Raw genomic sequence first — 15577 nt, 5'->3', positions numbered from 1 at the left:
GATGACTGCACCAACCGCAGCAAGCGCTGCCACCGCCGCCGGCTGCGCGGCCCCGGACCAGGCCGCCCCGCTGCCCGCCGGCATCGACCTGGAGAAGGAGACCGTCATCACCGGTGTCGTCCGCTCCGCCCAGGGCGACGTGGTGCCCGGTGCGTACGTCCGGCTGCTCGACTCGACCGGTGAGTTCACCGCCGAGGTGGTCACCTCGCCGGCCGGTCAGTTCAGGTTCTTCGCCGCGCCCGGCAACTGGACCCTGCGGGCGCTCTCCCGCCACGGCAACGGCGACGCCGCCGTGGCCGCCGGCCGCGGCGTCCACGAGGTGGCCGTCACGGTCACCGACTGACCCACCCACGCTCTGATCGGCCCCGTGGCCCGCATCCCCCACCCGGGGATGCGGGCCACGCCCGTCTCACCCCCGGCTCCGTCATCAACCCGTTGATCATGAAGTTGTTGTCACGACACGCCGCGATGGGCAGCAATAACTTCATGATCGACCGGGATGGATCAGGGGGGATCAGCCGATCTTGCGGCGGGTCTTGGCGCCCCACCTGGCGACGGTCACCAGCAGGGCGCCGAGCCCCAGCAGGATGCTGCCGATCAGACCGACGGCGGCTGTCGAGGCCCCGGTCAGGGGGAGGTCCTGGTTCGCGGACATGTTCTCACCTCCCTCACCGGGTCGAACCGACGGCGATGCGGGCCGGGGAGTCCCAGACGCAGCGGTCGACGGTCGGTTGGCGGAGCGCCTTCACCAGTGCGTGTACGAGGATCACCCGGTACAGCAGGTCGGCGATGATGATCATGGGGAGGAAGAGCGGTAGCTGCGGATGGCGCAGTCGCCAGGCCGCGAGAAGCACCCACATCCCGTGGCCGGCGAGCATGAACAGCAGCCCGAACAGCAACCCGGGTCCGGCGGTGGCGAGCAGCCAGAGGGTCAGCGGGCCGCCGGCCACGTAGAGCACCCAGTGCAGCATCAGCAGGACGTACGCGAAATCGAAGCGGCTGGTGTGCCGGCCGACCCGATGGCCGATGATCCCCTGGAAGGTCCCCCACATCCAGCGCAGGTTCTGCCGGTACCAGTCGGGCAACGTGGTCGGGTCCTGCAACTGGGCGACCGCGCGGGGCGCGTAGACGACCCGTCCGAGGTTGCGCCGGTGGGTCTCCAGCACCCAGTAGGTGTCGTCCACGATGTAGGGCGGCTGCTGGGGCAGGAGCACGTCCAGCAACTCGGTCCGGTAGATCGAGTTGGAGCCGGAGATGCAGTTCATCACGTTGAAGTGGCTCTGGATGCGGCGGATCACCGCCTGGTACATCCAGTAGCTGTACGCCCGCTTGGCCAGCCACGGATTCCACCGTCGCTCCGGCGGCCACCAGGTGACGTTGCGGCCCACCACGATCCCGACCTCCGCGGTCAACTCGACAAGCGCGGCGGTGACGAAATCCGGTGCGATCACCACGTCGTCGTCGAGGATGGCCACCGCACGGTAGCGCGTGCCGAGATCGAAGCCGGCGTACGCGGCGTGCAGGGCGGCCGGCTTGCCGACGTTGCGAGCCAGGGGCAGCACCCGGGCGCCTGCGGATTCGGCGAGCCGGGCGGTGTCATCGGTGGAGGCGTCGGAGACCAGGTACACGTCGCTGCCCGTGGCGCAGGCGGCCCGGATCGTCTCGGTGATGGTCGCGGCACCGTTGCGGCAGGCGATCAGGATCGCCACCTGATCCGGCCGTACCTGGCCGTAGCGGGGCGGTCCGATGGCGTGCCGGGGGCGGTTGGTCGCCTCGGGGCGGACGAAGCCGTACGCGAAGGAGCCGACAACGAGGAGCAGCACGAGCGCACCGACAGTGATGGTGGCAGTGAGTAGAACTTCCGGCATGGGCCATATCCGCAGGCAGAAGGGCACGTGAATGCTGCTCACGTTGAGGTGTGCCCGTAACGCTAAGTGATATTTGGCGCTACGCCAAGAGTGATCTTCCGTTTGATCCGTTCGGCCGACCTTCGACTACCGCTGCGGCCGAGCGAGGACGCGGCCGGACGGGCCGGGACGCGCCCGAGCAGGGGGGACCTGCCGGCTGGACGGCGCGCGTCAGCAGCCGATCGGCAGGTGGGCGGCGCTCAGTACGCTCGCATCCGGCTCACGTTCGACGCCGGCGCGGAGGCCGGCGGAACAACCTTGTACTCAAGATCTTCGAGTGCCTTGGCGGCGACCGCCGGCGCGTCACGGACCGCCGAGAGCAGCTGAAGCTGGCGCCATTGTTCGCGGCCCTCGGCTACCTTCTCCCGCCATCCCTCGGTGGTGTCGACACCGAATTCCTCGGCAACGGCCTGGAGCACATCCTCGACACACGGTCGAAAGCGGTGCCCGCCGAGCGGGAAGTGGAACTTCGCCAGGCGTGGCACCTCGTGTCGTCGCTTGCGCGCTTTGGCGCGTCCGCGGTCGCCGACCTGCATCGCAAAGGCGAACTCATCCCGGTGGCCGTGTACGTGTAGGTGCGCGGACGGCACGCCTTGCTGGTAGGGCCGCACGTACTCGTAACGAAACAGCGGAGCCTTGTCTCCCTTTGCGGTGACATGGAACCAGGAGGCATCCGTCGCCAGGTGCCTACCCACCGAATCGAGACAACAGTTGAACTTGAGTAGCAGGTCCAGGCGATGCTTGTCGCCGATGAACAGCGGGAAGGTTCCGAAGTCGTCTCCCTCGACGATGCCGACCATGACCCGAGTGCTGCCGTTGCGGTCGGGCAGCAGTAGTGCTGAGAGCGCCTTCTCGGTCTTCACCACACCGTGAACGCGCGTGGTGATGTTGTCCGCGAACTCGCTCGCGAGTCTGATCAGATCGGTGGAGACGCTGTTGTCAGCTCTCGTCATCGTCGAGCAGATAGTCGATCGATCGGACCATCTCGTAAACGCTGCGCTCGTCGGGGCGCAGCTCGAAATTCCGACCCAGGTCGTACAGCGTCTCCTTGGACATATGAACGCGCTCCAGGAGACGGTCGCGCCATGCTCGCAGCTCTTCGGGAGTCTTCACGATGGCCGTGCCCATCGTTGCTCCTCTCGCTGGCGGCGAAGTCGCTGTCAGTGCCACCTTATCGCCTTCCTGCGCCGAATTCGACAGACCGCATAAGTCTTGCCACTAACAGTGATCGATTGAGTGGGCCGTACGGGTGCGGTCCTGTCGCCTTGGCGACATTCGTTCAGGTGGGTGATACGGCGAAGGTGGCCGCCGGCCCGGGACGGGTCGACGGCCACCAGTTGTGTTGACGGGATCAGATGCCGGTTGCTCTGGTGCAGGTGGCGGACGGTTCCAGGGCGAAGTCGAGGGTGCCGACGATGCCCGCCTCGATCTGGTGGCGCTGCACCTGCGGCACCCAGCCGTCCTTGGCCACGATCACCTCGTACCGGCCCCTTGGCAGCCACCAGGCGTACCGGCCGTTGCCGCCCGCGGTCAGCGTGGTGCCGGTGCCGGCCGAGATCAGGTTGACTCGGACGGTCGCCGGGATGCCGACGGTCACGCCACCACAGGTGGTGCCGGTGACGGTGCCCTGGATCTTGCCCCAGCTGCCCGGCGGTGACACGTTCATCTCCACCGACACCGGGGTGACCGGGTACGGGGTGTCCGAGACGACGGCCAGCTCACCGGCGTACCGACCCGGTTGAGCGACGCCGGCCTCGGCGGTGGCGGTGAGCGTGACGGTGACCGTCCGGGAGGCGCCCGGGGCCAGGGTGAAGGTGGTAGGTGCGCCGCTGAGCCAGGGCAGGTCGGCGTCGGCCGCGCAGAGTTCCAGACCGCCGAGCCATTCGCTGTCCGCGCTGCCCACGAAGGAGCTGGGCGAACCGCCGATCTTGTACGCGCCGCAGGCGGCGGCGCCCCGGTACCTGCCGAACCGGGCGTTCGGCAGGTCACGCCAGGCGTTGGTGGCCGGATCGAAGCCGACGGTGCGGTTGGTGACCGTGGTCGACGCCGCCGTCACGCCGCCGGCCAGCACCAGCATGCCGCCGGCCGCCGCATACTGCGAGCCCCACAGCTCCAGCGGCAACTGTGGCAGCGGGCTCCAGCTGTCGGCCGCCGGGTCGTACCGGTAGGCGTCGGTGTACTCGGTGCTGCCGGTGCCGCCAGCACAGTAGACCGCAGCCCCGATCCCCCCGCAGGAGAGCCAGGAGACCGGGTGCGGGTACGCGGCGCGGGTGGCGAACGAGCCGGTCGCCGGGTCGAAGACCACCAGCTGGTCGGAATCGGTGCACTCGGCGTCGGCGCAACCGCCCACCAGGTACACCTTCCCGCCGACCACGGCCTTGCCGGCCGCCGCCGTCGGTGCCGGGTTGGTCACCCCCGGCAGGGTGCGCCAGGTGCCGGCGACCGGGTCGAAGACGTCGACGGTGGCGTTGACGCCGCTGCTCGCCCAACCACCGATCACGTAGAGCTTGCCGCCGATCGCCACCACCGCCGGTTTCGAGCGCGCCGTCGGCAGGTCGGGCAGGGCGCTCCAGGCGTTCGCCCCGGGGTCGTACGCCCATGCCTTGCGCTCGGTGCCGGTGCTACCGCCACCGCCGATCGAGTAGACCTTCCCGTCCAGCCAGGCCGCCGCGTTGTCGTAGACCGCTGCCGGTAGCCGGGCGATCTCGTCCCAGGTGTCCTCGGCGGCCGGACCGGCCTCGGGTGCCGCCCCGCCGTAGGCGGTGCCGGTCCGGGTCTTGCTGATGCCCTTCAGCTTCTGCTCGCGCAGCGGCGCGCCACCCTGGTTGAGCAGTTCGAACCGGCCGGAGCGGTCCAGCAACTCCACCTCGGCCGGCGCGGTTCCGGTGTTGCGCACGGTCACCCGGGTGGTACGGGTGCTGCCGTACGGCTGATGCGACTCGATGCTGGCCGGGCTGACGGTCAACCGGCCGGCGGCGAGCGCGAAATCGGCCCGGCGCACCCCGTCGGCGGTCACCGCGACGTCCTTCGTCGTCGGCTGGTACGGCGTCCGGCTGGCGGTGAACGGACGGGTGCCGGTCAGGCCGGAGAAGAGCCAGTAGAAGCCGTCCGGTTCGCCCGCGTCGTCTGGCGTGGCCGCCGACACCGCCCGGTCCTGCGGCCGGTCGTCGCTGATGACGGTCACCCCGTTGAAAGCGGCACCCGTGGTGCGGTCGGTGGTGGTGCCGACCACCAGGCCGCCGGGTACCGGCGTGCACTCGCGGTTGACCACCTCCACGTCGTCAACCTGCCACCACCAGGCGAAGGTGCCCTTGAACCGGAAGCGGACCAGGGCGGCTGAGGCGTTCGCCGCCTCGGTCAGCGGCACCTCCTCGACCCGGGGGCCGCGCCGGCTGGCCGTCTGGTGCCAGACGTTGGTCCAGCTGGCACCGGCGTCGGTGGAGACGTCGATGTCGGCGGTGTCGCTGATCCCGACCGCCCGCCAGTCGCTGCGGAACCGCAGTACCGGCGCGGCGGCACCGGTCAGGTCCAGCGGCGGGGTGATCAGGTCGGTGTCCTGGGTGTTGCCGCTGCCCAGGCCGTCGCTGTCGATGATGGCGAAGCGACCGGAACCGCCGGTCAGGTTGCCCCGGGAGCGCGGGTCGTTGAAGACCCACCCGCCGGAGGCGGTGCGGTTGGTCACCGTCCAGCCCGCCGGGGTGCTCGCCTCGTCGAACGTCTCGCGCAGCAGCGGCTCGCCGAAGCTGCCGGTGTAACCGGCGGCGGTGCAGGCCGCCTCGACCGGCACGGTCACGTCGACCGTGGTGCTGTCGTCGCCCACCGGCACCTCGCGGACGACTGTGCGGTAGCCGGGGTACCGGGCGGTGACGGTGAGCCGGTACGACGAGTCGCTCGGCACGGTGAAGGAGTAGCGGCCGGTGACCGGGTCGGTGAAGACCGTTCCTGGCCGCCCGGCCACTTCGATCTTCGCGTACAGCGGCCAGCCGTGGCCGGAGCCGTCGGTGACCCGGCCGCGTACCGTCACCGTCGCTGCCGCGACCAGGGCGAAGTGTCGGGTGACGGCATCGCCCTCGGGAACGGTGACGGTAGCCGACTGACCGGCGTAGCCGTAGGCGCGTACGGCCAGGGTGGTCTCGCCGGTCGACGTGGTCAACGCGTACTTGCCGTCGGGCCCGGTGGTGGTGCTGCGGGTGCCGGCGGTCACCGTCGCGCCGGCCACCGGGTCGCCGGTGCGCGCGTCACTGACCACGCCGGTGACCCGGCCGGCCCCGTTGCGGGGCGCTTCCCGCACCGCCGCGTACGCGTCGAGGCGGCCCTCGCCGAAGACGTTGTTGTCGGCCGGGGTGCCACCGCAGGTGGTGGCGTCGACGTCGCGGGCGGTCCGGTCCAGCAACTCCTCCGTGGCGTCGAGGTCGCCGCGCAGTCCGGGTGCCGCCGACCAGAGCAGCGCCACCGTGCCGGCGACGTGTGGGGCGGCCATCGAGGTGCCGCTCATCGAGGCGTACCCGCCGTTGCGGACGCTGGAGCGGATGCCGCTGCCGGGCGCGGCGATGTTCGGGTTCAGTGGATCGGTGCCGGAGCCACGACCGGAGAAGTTGGCGATGTTGTTGTTGACGTCGTACGCCCCGACCGCGTACGAGTTCGGGTAGTCGCCAGGCGAGCCGGCGCTGCCGCAGACCGGGCCGTCGTTGCCGGCGGAGAAGACCGGGAAGATGCCGGCCGCCCGCCAGGCGGTGACGGTCTGCTGGTACCAGGCGTCGCCGCCGTCACCGCCCCACGAGTTGTTGACGATGTCGGGCCGCAGGTCGGGCTGCGGATTCCGGCCGCTGGCGTCGGTCGGAGCGAGCACCCACTGACCGGCGGCGAGCAGGGAGGCGTCGGTGCACTCGTCGGACTCGCAGCCCTTGGCGGCGATCCACCGGGCGCCCGGCGCGACGCCGATCTGGTTGCCGGCACCGTCGTCGCCGACCATCGTGCCCATGGTGTGGGTGCCGTGGTCGTCGTTGTCACAGGGCGCGGCGGTGGGGCAGATCCCGGCCGGATCGAACCAGTTGTAGGCGTGGTCGAAGCCGCCTCCGGTGTTGCCGCGGTAGGAGCCGACCAGCGCGGGGTGGTCGTACCGGACGCCGGTGTCGATGTTCGCCACCACGACACCCTCGCCCCGGTCGCCGAACTCGTCCCACACCTGGGGCGCACCGATGTTGGTCAGCCCCCACTCCACCGCGGCGGTACGGGCCCGCGCGGTCTCGGTGGGGGTCGGCCGCACCAGGGGATAGCTGCGGCTCGGTGCGATCCGGGCCACCTCGGGCCGGCGCGCGATCTCGTCGACCAGCGCCTTGTCGCCCTCGACCCGCAGCGCGTTGGCGATCCAGTACGCGGTGTGCGGCACCTTCCGCTCGTCGAGGACCGCCCGCAGGTCGCGCTGGGTCCGGTCGGCCGTACTGGTGAGCAGCTGATGCACCGCACGAGCCCGACCGTCGGGGTCACGCAGCCCGGTTGCCTGGGCGAGCGGGGCGGTCTCCCGCAGGTACACCATGAAGGTCGTGGTCGGTGCGGTGTCGAACCGATCGAGCAACCCCGCATCGACGGCGGCCCGACTCGGTGCCGGCTCCGGGGCCGGTGCGGCGAGCGCGGGCTGGGCGGTGACGCCCAGCACGGCGGCGGTCAGTAGCGCCGTCACCGCTCGCCACCGGGTGGATCGTGTAGTGAACAAGCTTCCTCCCCCACGTCGTCGGTCCCGATCTCTTCGGGCCCGCACATCGCGCGCCAGGCTGCGCCGGTCGCGGAGCGGTCAGGGCAATGTGGTGACTCTTGGTGAGCGCCTGCCCGCTGAGAGTCATGCTCTTGCCGGGGCGGCCGGTGATCAATGGGCGGCGTCGGTCAGTACTCGGTCAGTGACGGGTCGCAATCCTGACCGTTAGTCTGAGTGGCGGGGCGCCATCGGTGGCCGTCATTGTCGATGGGTGAGAAGTCGCAGGTCAGTGCGGTGCTCTCGGGGAGGCAGCGTGTCCGGTGGCGAGATTCCGATTCTGGTCTGCGTCAGCTCCGACGCCTCCGTCCGGCAGCGGGTGGTGCAGCGTCTCGACGGGGTGGGTCCTTTGGTGATCTGCGCGGACCTGGCCCAACTCCGCGCCATGTTCCCCGCCCCGCCGGCGGAGACCGCCAGACCGGACGGCGGCGGGGCGGGCGAGGCGTGGGCACAGCGTCCGGGCGGTTGGCGCGACCTGGTGGTGGACCGGGCCGGCCACCTGGTCACCTGGCGGGGCGTGCCGCTGGGACTGACGCGCACCGAGCGGGAACTGCTGGGCCGGCTGGCTGGCCCGCCGGTCACCCTCTGGAGCTACGAGCGGCTCTTCGCCTCCGTCTGGGGCGGGGCGTACCTCGGTGACACGGCGATCCTGCACTCGGCCGTGAAGCGGCTCCGGCGCAAGCTGCGCGCGCTGCCCGACGGGCCGCAGGTGCAGACCGTCCGGGGGGTTGGCTACCGGCTGAGCGCACCACCCGAACCGGTCGACGGCCCAGCCCCGGGCACCGAACCGCCGGACCCCGAGCAGAGCTGACCGCCGCCGGACCCGGCCCGGCGCTGGCCGCCGCCGGACCCCGAGCAGAGCTGACCGCCGGGCTCGCGACCGTCGGCTGGCGCCTGCCCAGAGCTGATCGCGGGCGCTGACGGCAGAGCGTCGCGTCGTCCGTGACACCATGGCCCGGTGAGCGGCGCAGTCCAGCTGGGGTACGTCCCACCCGCAGATCCCCGGCCACCGGTGGAAGGTTCGCGCTGGCCGCGCTGGTTGGTCGCGCTGACCGTGGCCTGGGCGGTGCTGCTCGCCGGGCTCACCTGGTTCTCCACCCGCAACGACCCGCCGACCGTCCGCGAGCAGCGCACCCTGACCGAGGCCGGTCCGGTGGTCGACGGCGCGATCGGCGAGCTGGTCGCGGCGGCGTCCGACGCAGTGCCGGCGTTGGTCCCGCCGGAGGTCCACCGGGGCTGCCGGGTCACCCCGTTCGCCGACGGTGCGACGCTGAGCCGCGAGGTCGAGCTGGCGGTGCCCGGCGGCGAGGAGCGGGCCCTGCTGGAGCGGATCGCCGAGCGGCTGCCTGCGCCGTGGCGCGCCGGTGTCCGGGTCACCTCCGACGGGCCGCGGCTTCGGGCCGACGCGGGCGAGTTCGTCGTGGTGCAGGGGCGGCCGGTCGCGGACGGCCGGATCCGGTTGACCGTCGACACCGGCTGTCGGCCGATCGGCGACGGATACCTCCGACCCGGACCGGGCGAACCCGGTGCCGAGGCAGGCGTGCTGGCCGAAGCGCTCCGCGCCCTCGGCGGCTCGGGGGCCGGCACCGAGTCGGCGGTGACCGCGCCCTGCCCCGGCGGCGGGACCGCGCGTACCGCCTGGTCCGGTGTGGGCGAGCCGGGGAAGTCGCCGCAGGCCGCACTCGCGGCGCTGGCGGGCGGCACGCCGGTCGTGGAGACCCCCGAGGTGTACGCCTACCGGCGCGACGGCGTGGCGGTCCTGGCCGACCTGCGCCCCGACGGGGTCCGGGTCGGCGCGACAAGCGGTTGCGCCGGCTGAGCGGACCGGCTCACTCCGGTCGGGTCGGCTCGTCGTCCTGGGTCCGGCTGCGGCCCAGGGCGTCCACCCGACCCCACCGGCCGGGGATGTCCAGCAGTTCCACCCGCCCCATCCCGGACGGCACGTACGGGTCGATGATCAGGTGCTCGCCCTGCGGCTCCAGCCCGAGCATGACCCGCAACAGCAGCATCGGCGTGCCCGCCGACCACGCCTGCGGGCTGCACGCGGTCGGATACTGCACCGGGTACTCGGTGAGGTCGCGTTCGTATCCGGCGAAGGCCTCCGGTAGCCGGCCGTCGAAGTAGCGCGACGCGCCGAGCATCGACTCGCAGATCCGCCCGGCCTCCTTCCGGAAGCCGTACTTCCACAGGCCCCAGGCGATCAGCGAGTTGTCGAACGGCCAGACCGTGCCGACGTGGTAGCCGATCGGGTTGTACCGCCCCTGGTCGTCGGCGAGGGTACGCACGCCCCAGCCGGAGAAGAGGCGGGGACCGAGCAGGTGTGCGGCGACGGCCCCGGCGCGCGACTCGTCCACGATGCCGCTCCAGAGCAGGTGCCCCATGTTGGAGCTGAGCGCGTCGACCGGTCGGCCGTCGGCGTCCAGCGCCAGCGCGTAGTACTCCCGGTCCGGCAGCCAGAAGTCCCGGTTGAACCGTTCCTTGAGCGCGGCCGCCTCCCGTTCCAGCCGGTCGGCGTACTCCGGGTCGTGCCAGAAGAGCCGGGCCAACCGGGCGCCCCGGAGTTTGGCGTCGTACGCGTAGCCCTGCAACTCGCAGGTGGCCCGGGGAAAGCCGGGCAGTCGGCCGTCGGCGTAGGAGATCCCGTCCCACGAGTCCTTCCAGCACTGGTTCTCCAGGCCGTTGCGCAGGTTGCGGGTCTGGTACCAGACGTACCCGGTGCCGAGCAGGTCACCGTACGAGTCGATCCAGGCCAGCGCGGCGCGGGCGGCGAACTCCAGCCGGGTGACCAGTTCGGCGTCGCCGGTCCACCGCTCGTATTCGTCGAGCAGGATCACGAACAGCGCGGTGGTGTCCGCCGCACCGAAGTACGGCGAGTGCGGCTGCTCCTCGAAGCCGGCGCTCTCGCCGTACCGCAGTTCGTGCAGGATCTTGCCCGGCTCCTCGTCGCGGAAGTCGTCGACCCGGTGGCCCTGTAGCCCGGCGAGCATCGTCAGGGTCGGCGGGATCAGCTCCGGCAGGAACGGCAGCACCTGAAGCGAGGTGATGATGCTGTCCCGGCCGAAGAGCGTCATGAACCAGGGCAGTCCGGCGGCGAGCAGCCGGACGCCGAGCGCGATCGACTCGTACCGGAGCGCGGCCAGGTCGTCCAGGCTGCGCCGGTACGCGGTGGCCATCGGCTCGCAGTCGCAGCCCAGCTTCGGCGCCTTCCGGACGAACTCGGCGTGCTCGGCCTCGATGTCCGCCGTGGTACGGCCGCCGGAGAGCGGCAGCCGGGAGCGGACGTCTTCACCGCGCGCGCCGTAGATGACTGTGGAGACCGTCAGCCGGGTGGTCCACTCGCCGTGCGGCCCGATCCGGATCGGGAAGGTCATCCCGGTCTTGTCGATCCGTGCGGGCTCGCTGCTGCGCACCACCGTCTCGCGGTGGAACGCCTCCCGGATGTACCTCAGGCGCAGCGCGTCCTCGGTCACCAGGGCCGTGTTGCTGCCCTTCTTGCGCAGGACGTCCTTGACCTCGAAGAGGTCGGCGAAATCCGCGCCGATCTCGATCCGGACGGTGAACGTCATGTCCTGCCCGGAGTGGTTCAGCACGGTGATCTCCTCGTCGAAGCCGCCGCTGATGGCCCGGCTTCTGATCACGGAGACCTTGGTGTCCAGGAAGTGGGTGGGTTCGCCCGGTACCAGGAAGTAGCGGGTCCGGAAGGACTCGGCGTCGTCGATGGAGAGGGCGCGCAGCCGCTCGCCGTCGAGCAGCAGCAGCCAGGTGGAGAGGAACCGGGTGTCGAAGGTGAAGAGGCCGGTGGGGAAGTCCAGCGAGGGTTCGATGTCCCCATGGTGGTCACTGACCAGGAAGGTGTTGCCGTCCAGGATGCTGACCAATCGACTCACCCGTTCCTGAGGCGCGCGCGGGCCACCTCGCGCGGATCCTGGGTGCCGGGCGCGGCCGGGAAGAAGCGCCGGAAGGCGAGGAAGAGCACCACGTTCCCGGCGTACGTGCTCTCGTTGCGAAAGAGCGCGGCCAACGCCTGTGCCTGGCCGGTGACGAGCCGGTCGAAGAGTTCCACGCCGCAGTACCAGATGGCGTCGGCCGCTTCCGACCCCTGCGTGACCTCGGCCACTCCCGGCCGCATTCGGACCAGCCAGTGCTCGGTGCGGTGACCGTCGGAGAGATCGATCCGTAGCGTTCCGGCGACCGGGGCGCGCAGTACCTCCCGGGCGCGGGCCGGCAAAGCCGCGAAGAACTGCTGGGTCGCCTCGCTCACATCCGAATCGTAGGCATTAGTCCGACTCGCCGGGCCGGTTCCGTCGCCTTGCCGTCCTGTCCGGCGACTCAGTAGACGAGCGCCTGGGCGCCCTCGGCCATCGTCTCCTCGACGAACACGGCGGCTCCGGCGATCCGGATGCCGGGCAGCACGTCGCCGGAGCCGATGTCGCGGCGGGCCGCGCACTGGGTGCACGCGGTCACCGTGCCGGTGGCGAGGATCACGTGCAGCAGCTCGGCCAGCGGCGCCGAGTGCGGCAACTCGAACTCCTGCGCCCGGCCGGGCAGGGCGAACCAGGTCGACTCGCCGGTCAACCAGAGCGAGACGGGCACCCCGGCGGCGGCTGCGGTCGCCGCCACGGTGAATGCCTGGGCGCAACGCTCGGGCGCATCGGAGCCGGCGGTGGCCTTGACGACAAGAGTGCGGGCCATGCCGCCAGCATAGGATGGCCCGGATGGTCACCGAGATCGGGTTCGTCAGCCTGCTGGTCGCCGGCCTGGGCGCGCTCGCCGGTGGCCTGGTCTACCTGGCGGTACGCATTTCGAGGGGCAAACAGTGAAGGTGGTTCAGTGAGCGCGAACGCGTCGGACGAGAATCCGCTGGCCCCGCCGCCGTGGTTGAACGCGCCGCCGGTCGAGGCGTACCCCTTCGAGGAGAGTCACGACCTGCGCGTCGGTCCCAAGCTGCACCCCGCGTTGGACGGCCTGCTGCCGTACATCGGCGTCTGGCGGGGCCGGGGCCGGGGCGGCTTTCCCACAATCGAGGACTTCGACTTCGCGCAGGAGATCCGGATCAGCCACGACGGCCGGCCGTTCCTGCACTACGAGTCGCGGGCCTGGATCCTCGACGAGCAGAGCCGCCCGGTGCGCCCGGCCGGGCGCGAGGTGGGCTGGTGGCGGCCGGTGCTGGCCGGTGACCGGGCCACCGACGAGTTGGAGGCCCTGCTCACCACCCCCACCGGGGTGATGGAACTGCACCTCGGCCGGCGCAAGGGCACCCAGGTCGAGTTCGTCACCGACGCGGTGGTGCGCACCTCCACCGCCAAGGAGGTCACCGCCGGGCACCGGCTCTTCGGCATCGTGGAGGGTGCCCTGCTCTACGCCCAGGACATGGCCGCCGTCGGCCAGCCGCTCTCCCCGCACCTCTCCGCCCGGCTCCTCCGGGTGGCCGGCTGACCGCCGCCGGTCAGGGGACCGGGAAGCCGAGCAGGTCCTGCAGCTCACGGGTACGGGGGCTGCGGGGCAGCGGCTCGCCGTCGAGGCTGAGCACCGCCACCAGGCCGCGTACGGACGAGGTGAGCCAGACGGCGTCCGCGTCGCGTAGGCCGGCCGGGGTGACCATGTGTTCGGCGGCGTCGCAGCCCACCTGCCCGGCCTGGGCGAGCAGCCAGGCGACGGTGGTGCCGGGCAGGATGCCGGTGCGTCCGGCCGGCACGGTGCAGAGCGTGTCGCCGGCCAGCCAGACCACGTTGGAGGTCGGCCCCTCCAGCACGTATCCGTCGGAGGAGACCCAGAGCACATCGTCCACGCCCGTGCGGGCGGCCCAGCGGCGGGCCGCCGAACTCGCCCCGTACGACGTCGACTTGATGCCCGCCGGCAACCAGCCCAGTTCCGGGCGTGCCTCGGCGGGTACCCCCAACGAGAGGGTGGCCACCCGCACGCCGTCGCGCCGGACCTGCCTGGCCGTCGGTGGGACCGCAGCCAGGGTGGCGTAGACGCTTGTCGGTCCGCCGCCCTCCGGCCCGCGGGTGCAGACCAGCCGCAGCGCGCCCTCCACCTGTGCCGGCCACCCGGCGGCGACGGTGTCCAGGAGTTCGACCAGGGTCGCGTCGTCCGGCAGGGGCAGCTCCACGGCCGCGGCACCGGCCCGCAGCCGGGCCAGGTGTGCGTCGCGCAGCCACGGCCGCCCGCCGCGCAGGTGCATGGTCTCGAAGAGCCCGTCGCCGCGCAGCACACCAAGGTCGTCCCCGCGCAGCACCGGCTCGTCGGCCGGCACCAGACCCCGGCCTAGCACGCCGATCCGTGACGGCACCATGGGGGCCGAGCATAGTGGGCGCACCGGTCGCGCGGGGAGGTGCGCGGATGGCCGAACTATGATCGGAGGGTGTCCGAATCCTCCCTGGCGGAAATGCTCCGGGCCCGTGGGCTGCGGCTGACGGCGCAGCGACAGCTGATCCTCCAAGCGGTGCTGGACCTGGGGCACGCCACCCCCGAGCAGGTGCACACAGCGGTACGCGAGGTGGCCGCCGGGGTCAACATCACTACCATCTACCGCACGCTGGAGCTGCTGGAACGGCTCGGCCTGGTCACCCACACCCACCTGTCGCACGGCTCGCCGACCTACCACGCCGCCGGTGAGGACCAGCACGTCCATCTGGTCTGCCGGGACTGCGGGGCGATCGACGAGATGGAGCCCGCGCTGCTGCGCCCGCTGGCCGACCAGTTGGCGCGCGAGCGGGGCTTCCGGGTGGACATCGGCCACGTCTCCTTCTTCGGTCTCTGCGGTCGCTGCGGAAACGGGGACCAGAAATGATCGACATCGCGGGTGCGGTGGCAGTGGAGAGCATCGACGAGGCCAGCCGCGACCAGCCGGAGCCGGCCCACGCGGCGGCCGGGGTACGCGGCGTGGCCGCCCACTACGGCGACCCGATGCGTGAGCAACGCCTGCTGGACACCGAGGTCGGTCTGGTGGACCGCTCCCATCGGGGTGTCGTCGCGGTACCGGGCGCGGAGCGGATCTCCTGGCTGCACACCCTCACCACCCAGCATCTGGCCCAGCTGAGTCCGTGGCAGGGCACCGAGCTGCTCGTGCTCTCGCCGCACGGCCACGTGGAACAGCACGCGATGGTCGCCGAGGACGGCGTCACCACCTGGCTGGACACCGAGCCGGGTGCCACCGGGAGCCTGCTTGGCTACCTGGAGAAGATGCGGTTCTTCAGCCAGGTGGAGCCGCGCGACGCCACCGCCGAGTACGCGGTGCTGTCGCTGGTCGGGCCGAAGGCGGCCGAGGCGGTGGCGCTGCTCGACGTGCCCCCGCTGGCCGAACCGGAGTTCGTGGCGGTGCCCGGCGCCAAGTTCCGCGCCGGTGAGCTGCCGCCCCGCCCGACCGCCCGCTACGACGTCAAGCCGCTGCCGGTGGGTGGCTGGGCGCGGCGTGGCCAGCTCGGCATCGACCTCCTGGTGCCCCGGACGGCAATGGACCAGACGGTCGCGCAGCTGCGCGCCAACGGGGTGCCCGCAGTCGGGCTCTGGGCGTACGAGGCGGTGCGGGTGGCTGCCCGGCGGGCCCGGGTCGGCGTCGACACCGACCACCGGACGATCCCCGCCGAGGTGGACCTGATCGCCCCGGCCGTGCACCTGGACAAGGGCTGCTACCGGGGCCAGGAGACCGTCGCCCGGGTGCACAACATGGGCCGTCCGCCGCGCCGGCTGGTCCTGCTGCACCTGGACGGGGTGACCACCGACCAACTGCCGGCCGCCGGCACCCCGGTCAGCCTCGACGGCCGGACCGTCGGCTTCGTCGGCACCGCCGTGCTCCACCACGAGCTGGGCCAGATCGCCCTCGCCGTGGTCAAGCGCAACGTCCCCGACGACGCCTCCCTCCGCGTCGCCGACAGCGCCGCCGCCATCGACCTGGGGTAAGGAAGGGCACCTTATTAAC

Annotated in this window: 16 protein-coding genes; 7 read left to right on the top strand and 9 right to left on the bottom strand. The window is 71.6% G+C overall.

Features of this window, described 5'->3' with window-relative positions; all coding sequences use genetic code 11:
• The first annotated feature begins 1 nt into the window (after position 1).
• A complete protein-coding gene (locus AC507J_RS14925) occupies positions 2-343 on the top strand; it encodes a DUF1416 domain-containing protein (RefSeq protein WP_496289749.1) in 342 nt (113 codons plus the stop codon).
• 171 nt (positions 344-514) lie between these two features.
• On the opposite strand, the gene AC507J_RS14920 is transcribed toward AC507J_RS14925, so the two are convergent.
• From AC507J_RS14920 to AC507J_RS14900, 5 genes are all read right to left on the bottom strand, one after another.
• Positions 515-655, bottom strand: coding sequence for a hypothetical protein (locus AC507J_RS14920; RefSeq protein WP_496289748.1), 141 nt, complete (start codon positions 653-655; stop codon positions 515-517).
• Between the two features lie 13 nt (positions 656-668).
• On the bottom strand, positions 669-1868 hold the full coding sequence (locus AC507J_RS14915) for a glycosyltransferase family 2 protein (protein ID WP_496289747.1): 1200 nt from the start codon (positions 1866-1868) through the stop codon (positions 669-671).
• Positions 1869-2107: 239 nt separating this feature from the next.
• Positions 2108-2860, bottom strand: a complete 753-nt coding sequence (locus AC507J_RS14910) for a hypothetical protein (RefSeq protein WP_496289746.1) — start codon at positions 2858-2860, stop codon at positions 2108-2110.
• Complete coding sequence (locus AC507J_RS14905) at positions 2847-3035, bottom strand: hypothetical protein (RefSeq protein ID WP_341717830.1); 189 nt, start codon at positions 3033-3035, stop codon at positions 2847-2849. The genes AC507J_RS14910 and AC507J_RS14905 overlap by 14 nt, the downstream gene beginning before the upstream one ends.
• 223 nt (positions 3036-3258) lie before the next feature.
• Entirely contained in the window at positions 3259-7620 is a 4362-nt protein-coding gene (locus tag AC507J_RS14900) for a S8 family serine peptidase (RefSeq protein ID WP_496289745.1), read from the bottom strand.
• Between the two features lie 292 nt (positions 7621-7912).
• Between AC507J_RS14900 and AC507J_RS14895 the strand changes: the two genes are divergently transcribed.
• Both AC507J_RS14895 and AC507J_RS14890 read left to right on the top strand, forming a co-directional pair.
• Entirely contained in the window at positions 7913-8467 is a 555-nt protein-coding gene (locus AC507J_RS14895) for a winged helix-turn-helix domain-containing protein (RefSeq protein ID WP_496289744.1), read from the top strand.
• Between the two features lie 147 nt (positions 8468-8614).
• Entirely contained in the window at positions 8615-9475 is an 861-nt protein-coding gene (locus tag AC507J_RS14890; protein ID WP_496289743.1) for a hypothetical protein, read from the top strand.
• A gap of 10 nt (positions 9476-9485) precedes the next feature.
• Here the strand turns inward: AC507J_RS14890 and AC507J_RS14885 are convergent, their stop codons facing one another.
• The 3 genes from AC507J_RS14885 to AC507J_RS14875 all read right to left on the bottom strand — a co-directional run bounded on the left by AC507J_RS14885 (position 9486) and on the right by AC507J_RS14875 (position 12348).
• Positions 9486-11543: an amylo-alpha-1,6-glucosidase gene (locus tag AC507J_RS14885; protein WP_496289742.1), complete on the bottom strand. Its 2058-nt coding sequence runs from the start codon at positions 11541-11543 to the stop codon at positions 9486-9488.
• Positions 11540-11917: an SCP2 sterol-binding domain-containing protein gene (locus AC507J_RS14880; RefSeq protein ID WP_496289741.1), complete on the bottom strand. Its 378-nt coding sequence runs from the start codon at positions 11915-11917 to the stop codon at positions 11540-11542. The genes AC507J_RS14885 and AC507J_RS14880 overlap by 4 nt, the downstream gene beginning before the upstream one ends.
• A 68-nt stretch (positions 11918-11985) precedes the next feature.
• Positions 11986-12348 (bottom strand): DsrE family protein, encoded by a 363-nt coding sequence (locus AC507J_RS14875; protein WP_496289740.1) that lies wholly within the window; start codon positions 12346-12348, stop codon positions 11986-11988.
• Between the two features lie 23 nt (positions 12349-12371).
• Here AC507J_RS14875 and mtfM point away from each other — a divergent pair, with 23 nt between their 5' ends.
• Positions 12372-12476 (top strand): small membrane protein MtfM, encoded by a 105-nt coding sequence (mtfM, locus tag AC507J_RS14870; RefSeq protein WP_496289739.1) that lies wholly within the window; start codon positions 12372-12374, stop codon positions 12474-12476.
• A 10-nt stretch (positions 12477-12486) separates the two neighbouring features.
• Entirely contained in the window at positions 12487-13092 is a 606-nt protein-coding gene (locus tag AC507J_RS14865) for a heme-binding beta-barrel domain-containing protein (protein WP_496289738.1), read from the top strand.
• A 10-nt stretch (positions 13093-13102) separates the two neighbouring features.
• Here the strand turns inward: AC507J_RS14865 and AC507J_RS14860 are convergent, their stop codons facing one another.
• Complete coding sequence (locus AC507J_RS14860; RefSeq protein ID WP_496289737.1) at positions 13103-13951, bottom strand: aminotransferase class IV; 849 nt, start codon at positions 13949-13951, stop codon at positions 13103-13105.
• A gap of 69 nt (positions 13952-14020) precedes the next feature.
• On the opposite strand from AC507J_RS14860, the gene AC507J_RS14855 reads away from it, so the two are divergent.
• Both AC507J_RS14855 and ygfZ read left to right on the top strand, forming a co-directional pair.
• Positions 14021-14449 carry a Fur family transcriptional regulator gene (locus AC507J_RS14855; RefSeq protein ID WP_496289736.1) on the top strand — a complete coding sequence of 143 codons (429 nt, stop codon included), beginning with the start codon at positions 14021-14023 and terminating at the stop codon, positions 14447-14449.
• Positions 14446-15558, top strand: a complete 1113-nt coding sequence (gene ygfZ, locus AC507J_RS14850; RefSeq protein ID WP_496289735.1) for a CAF17-like 4Fe-4S cluster assembly/insertion protein YgfZ — start codon at positions 14446-14448, stop codon at positions 15556-15558. Before AC507J_RS14855 ends, ygfZ begins: the two co-directional genes overlap by 4 nt.
• The last annotated feature ends 19 nt before the right edge of the window (positions 15559-15577 follow it).

The sequence above is a fragment of the Micromonospora sp. PRAS1 genome (assembly GCF_059553435.1).
Note: the sequence above shows the minus strand (reverse complement) of the source record. Positions and strands in the feature narration are given on the sequence as shown.

Bases quoted from the DNA above. Each gene is read 5' to 3' on its own strand.
- AC507J_RS14920 (WP_496289748.1), bottom strand. From the start codon at position 655: ATGTCCGCGAACCAGGACCTCCCCCTGACCGGGGCCTCGACAGCCGCC.
- mtfM (WP_496289739.1), top strand. From the start codon at position 12,372: ATGGTCACCGAGATCGGGTTCGTCAGCCTGCTGGTCGCCGGCCTGGGC.
- AC507J_RS14875 (WP_496289740.1), bottom strand. From the start codon at position 12,348: ATGGCCCGCACTCTTGTCGTCAAGGCCACCGCCGGCTCCGATGCGCCC.
- AC507J_RS14925 (WP_496289749.1), top strand. From the start codon at position 2: ATGACTGCACCAACCGCAGCAAGCGCTGCCACCGCCGCCGGCTGCGCG.
- ygfZ (WP_496289735.1), top strand. From the start codon at position 14,446: ATGATCGACATCGCGGGTGCGGTGGCAGTGGAGAGCATCGACGAGGCC.
- AC507J_RS14860 (WP_496289737.1), bottom strand. From the start codon at position 13,951: ATGGTGCCGTCACGGATCGGCGTGCTAGGCCGGGGTCTGGTGCCGGCC.
- AC507J_RS14915 (WP_496289747.1), bottom strand. From the start codon at position 1,868: ATGCCGGAAGTTCTACTCACTGCCACCATCACTGTCGGTGCGCTCGTG.
- AC507J_RS14905 (WP_341717830.1), bottom strand. From the start codon at position 3,035: ATGGGCACGGCCATCGTGAAGACTCCCGAAGAGCTGCGAGCATGGCGC.
- AC507J_RS14910 (WP_496289746.1), bottom strand. From the start codon at position 2,860: ATGACGAGAGCTGACAACAGCGTCTCCACCGATCTGATCAGACTCGCG.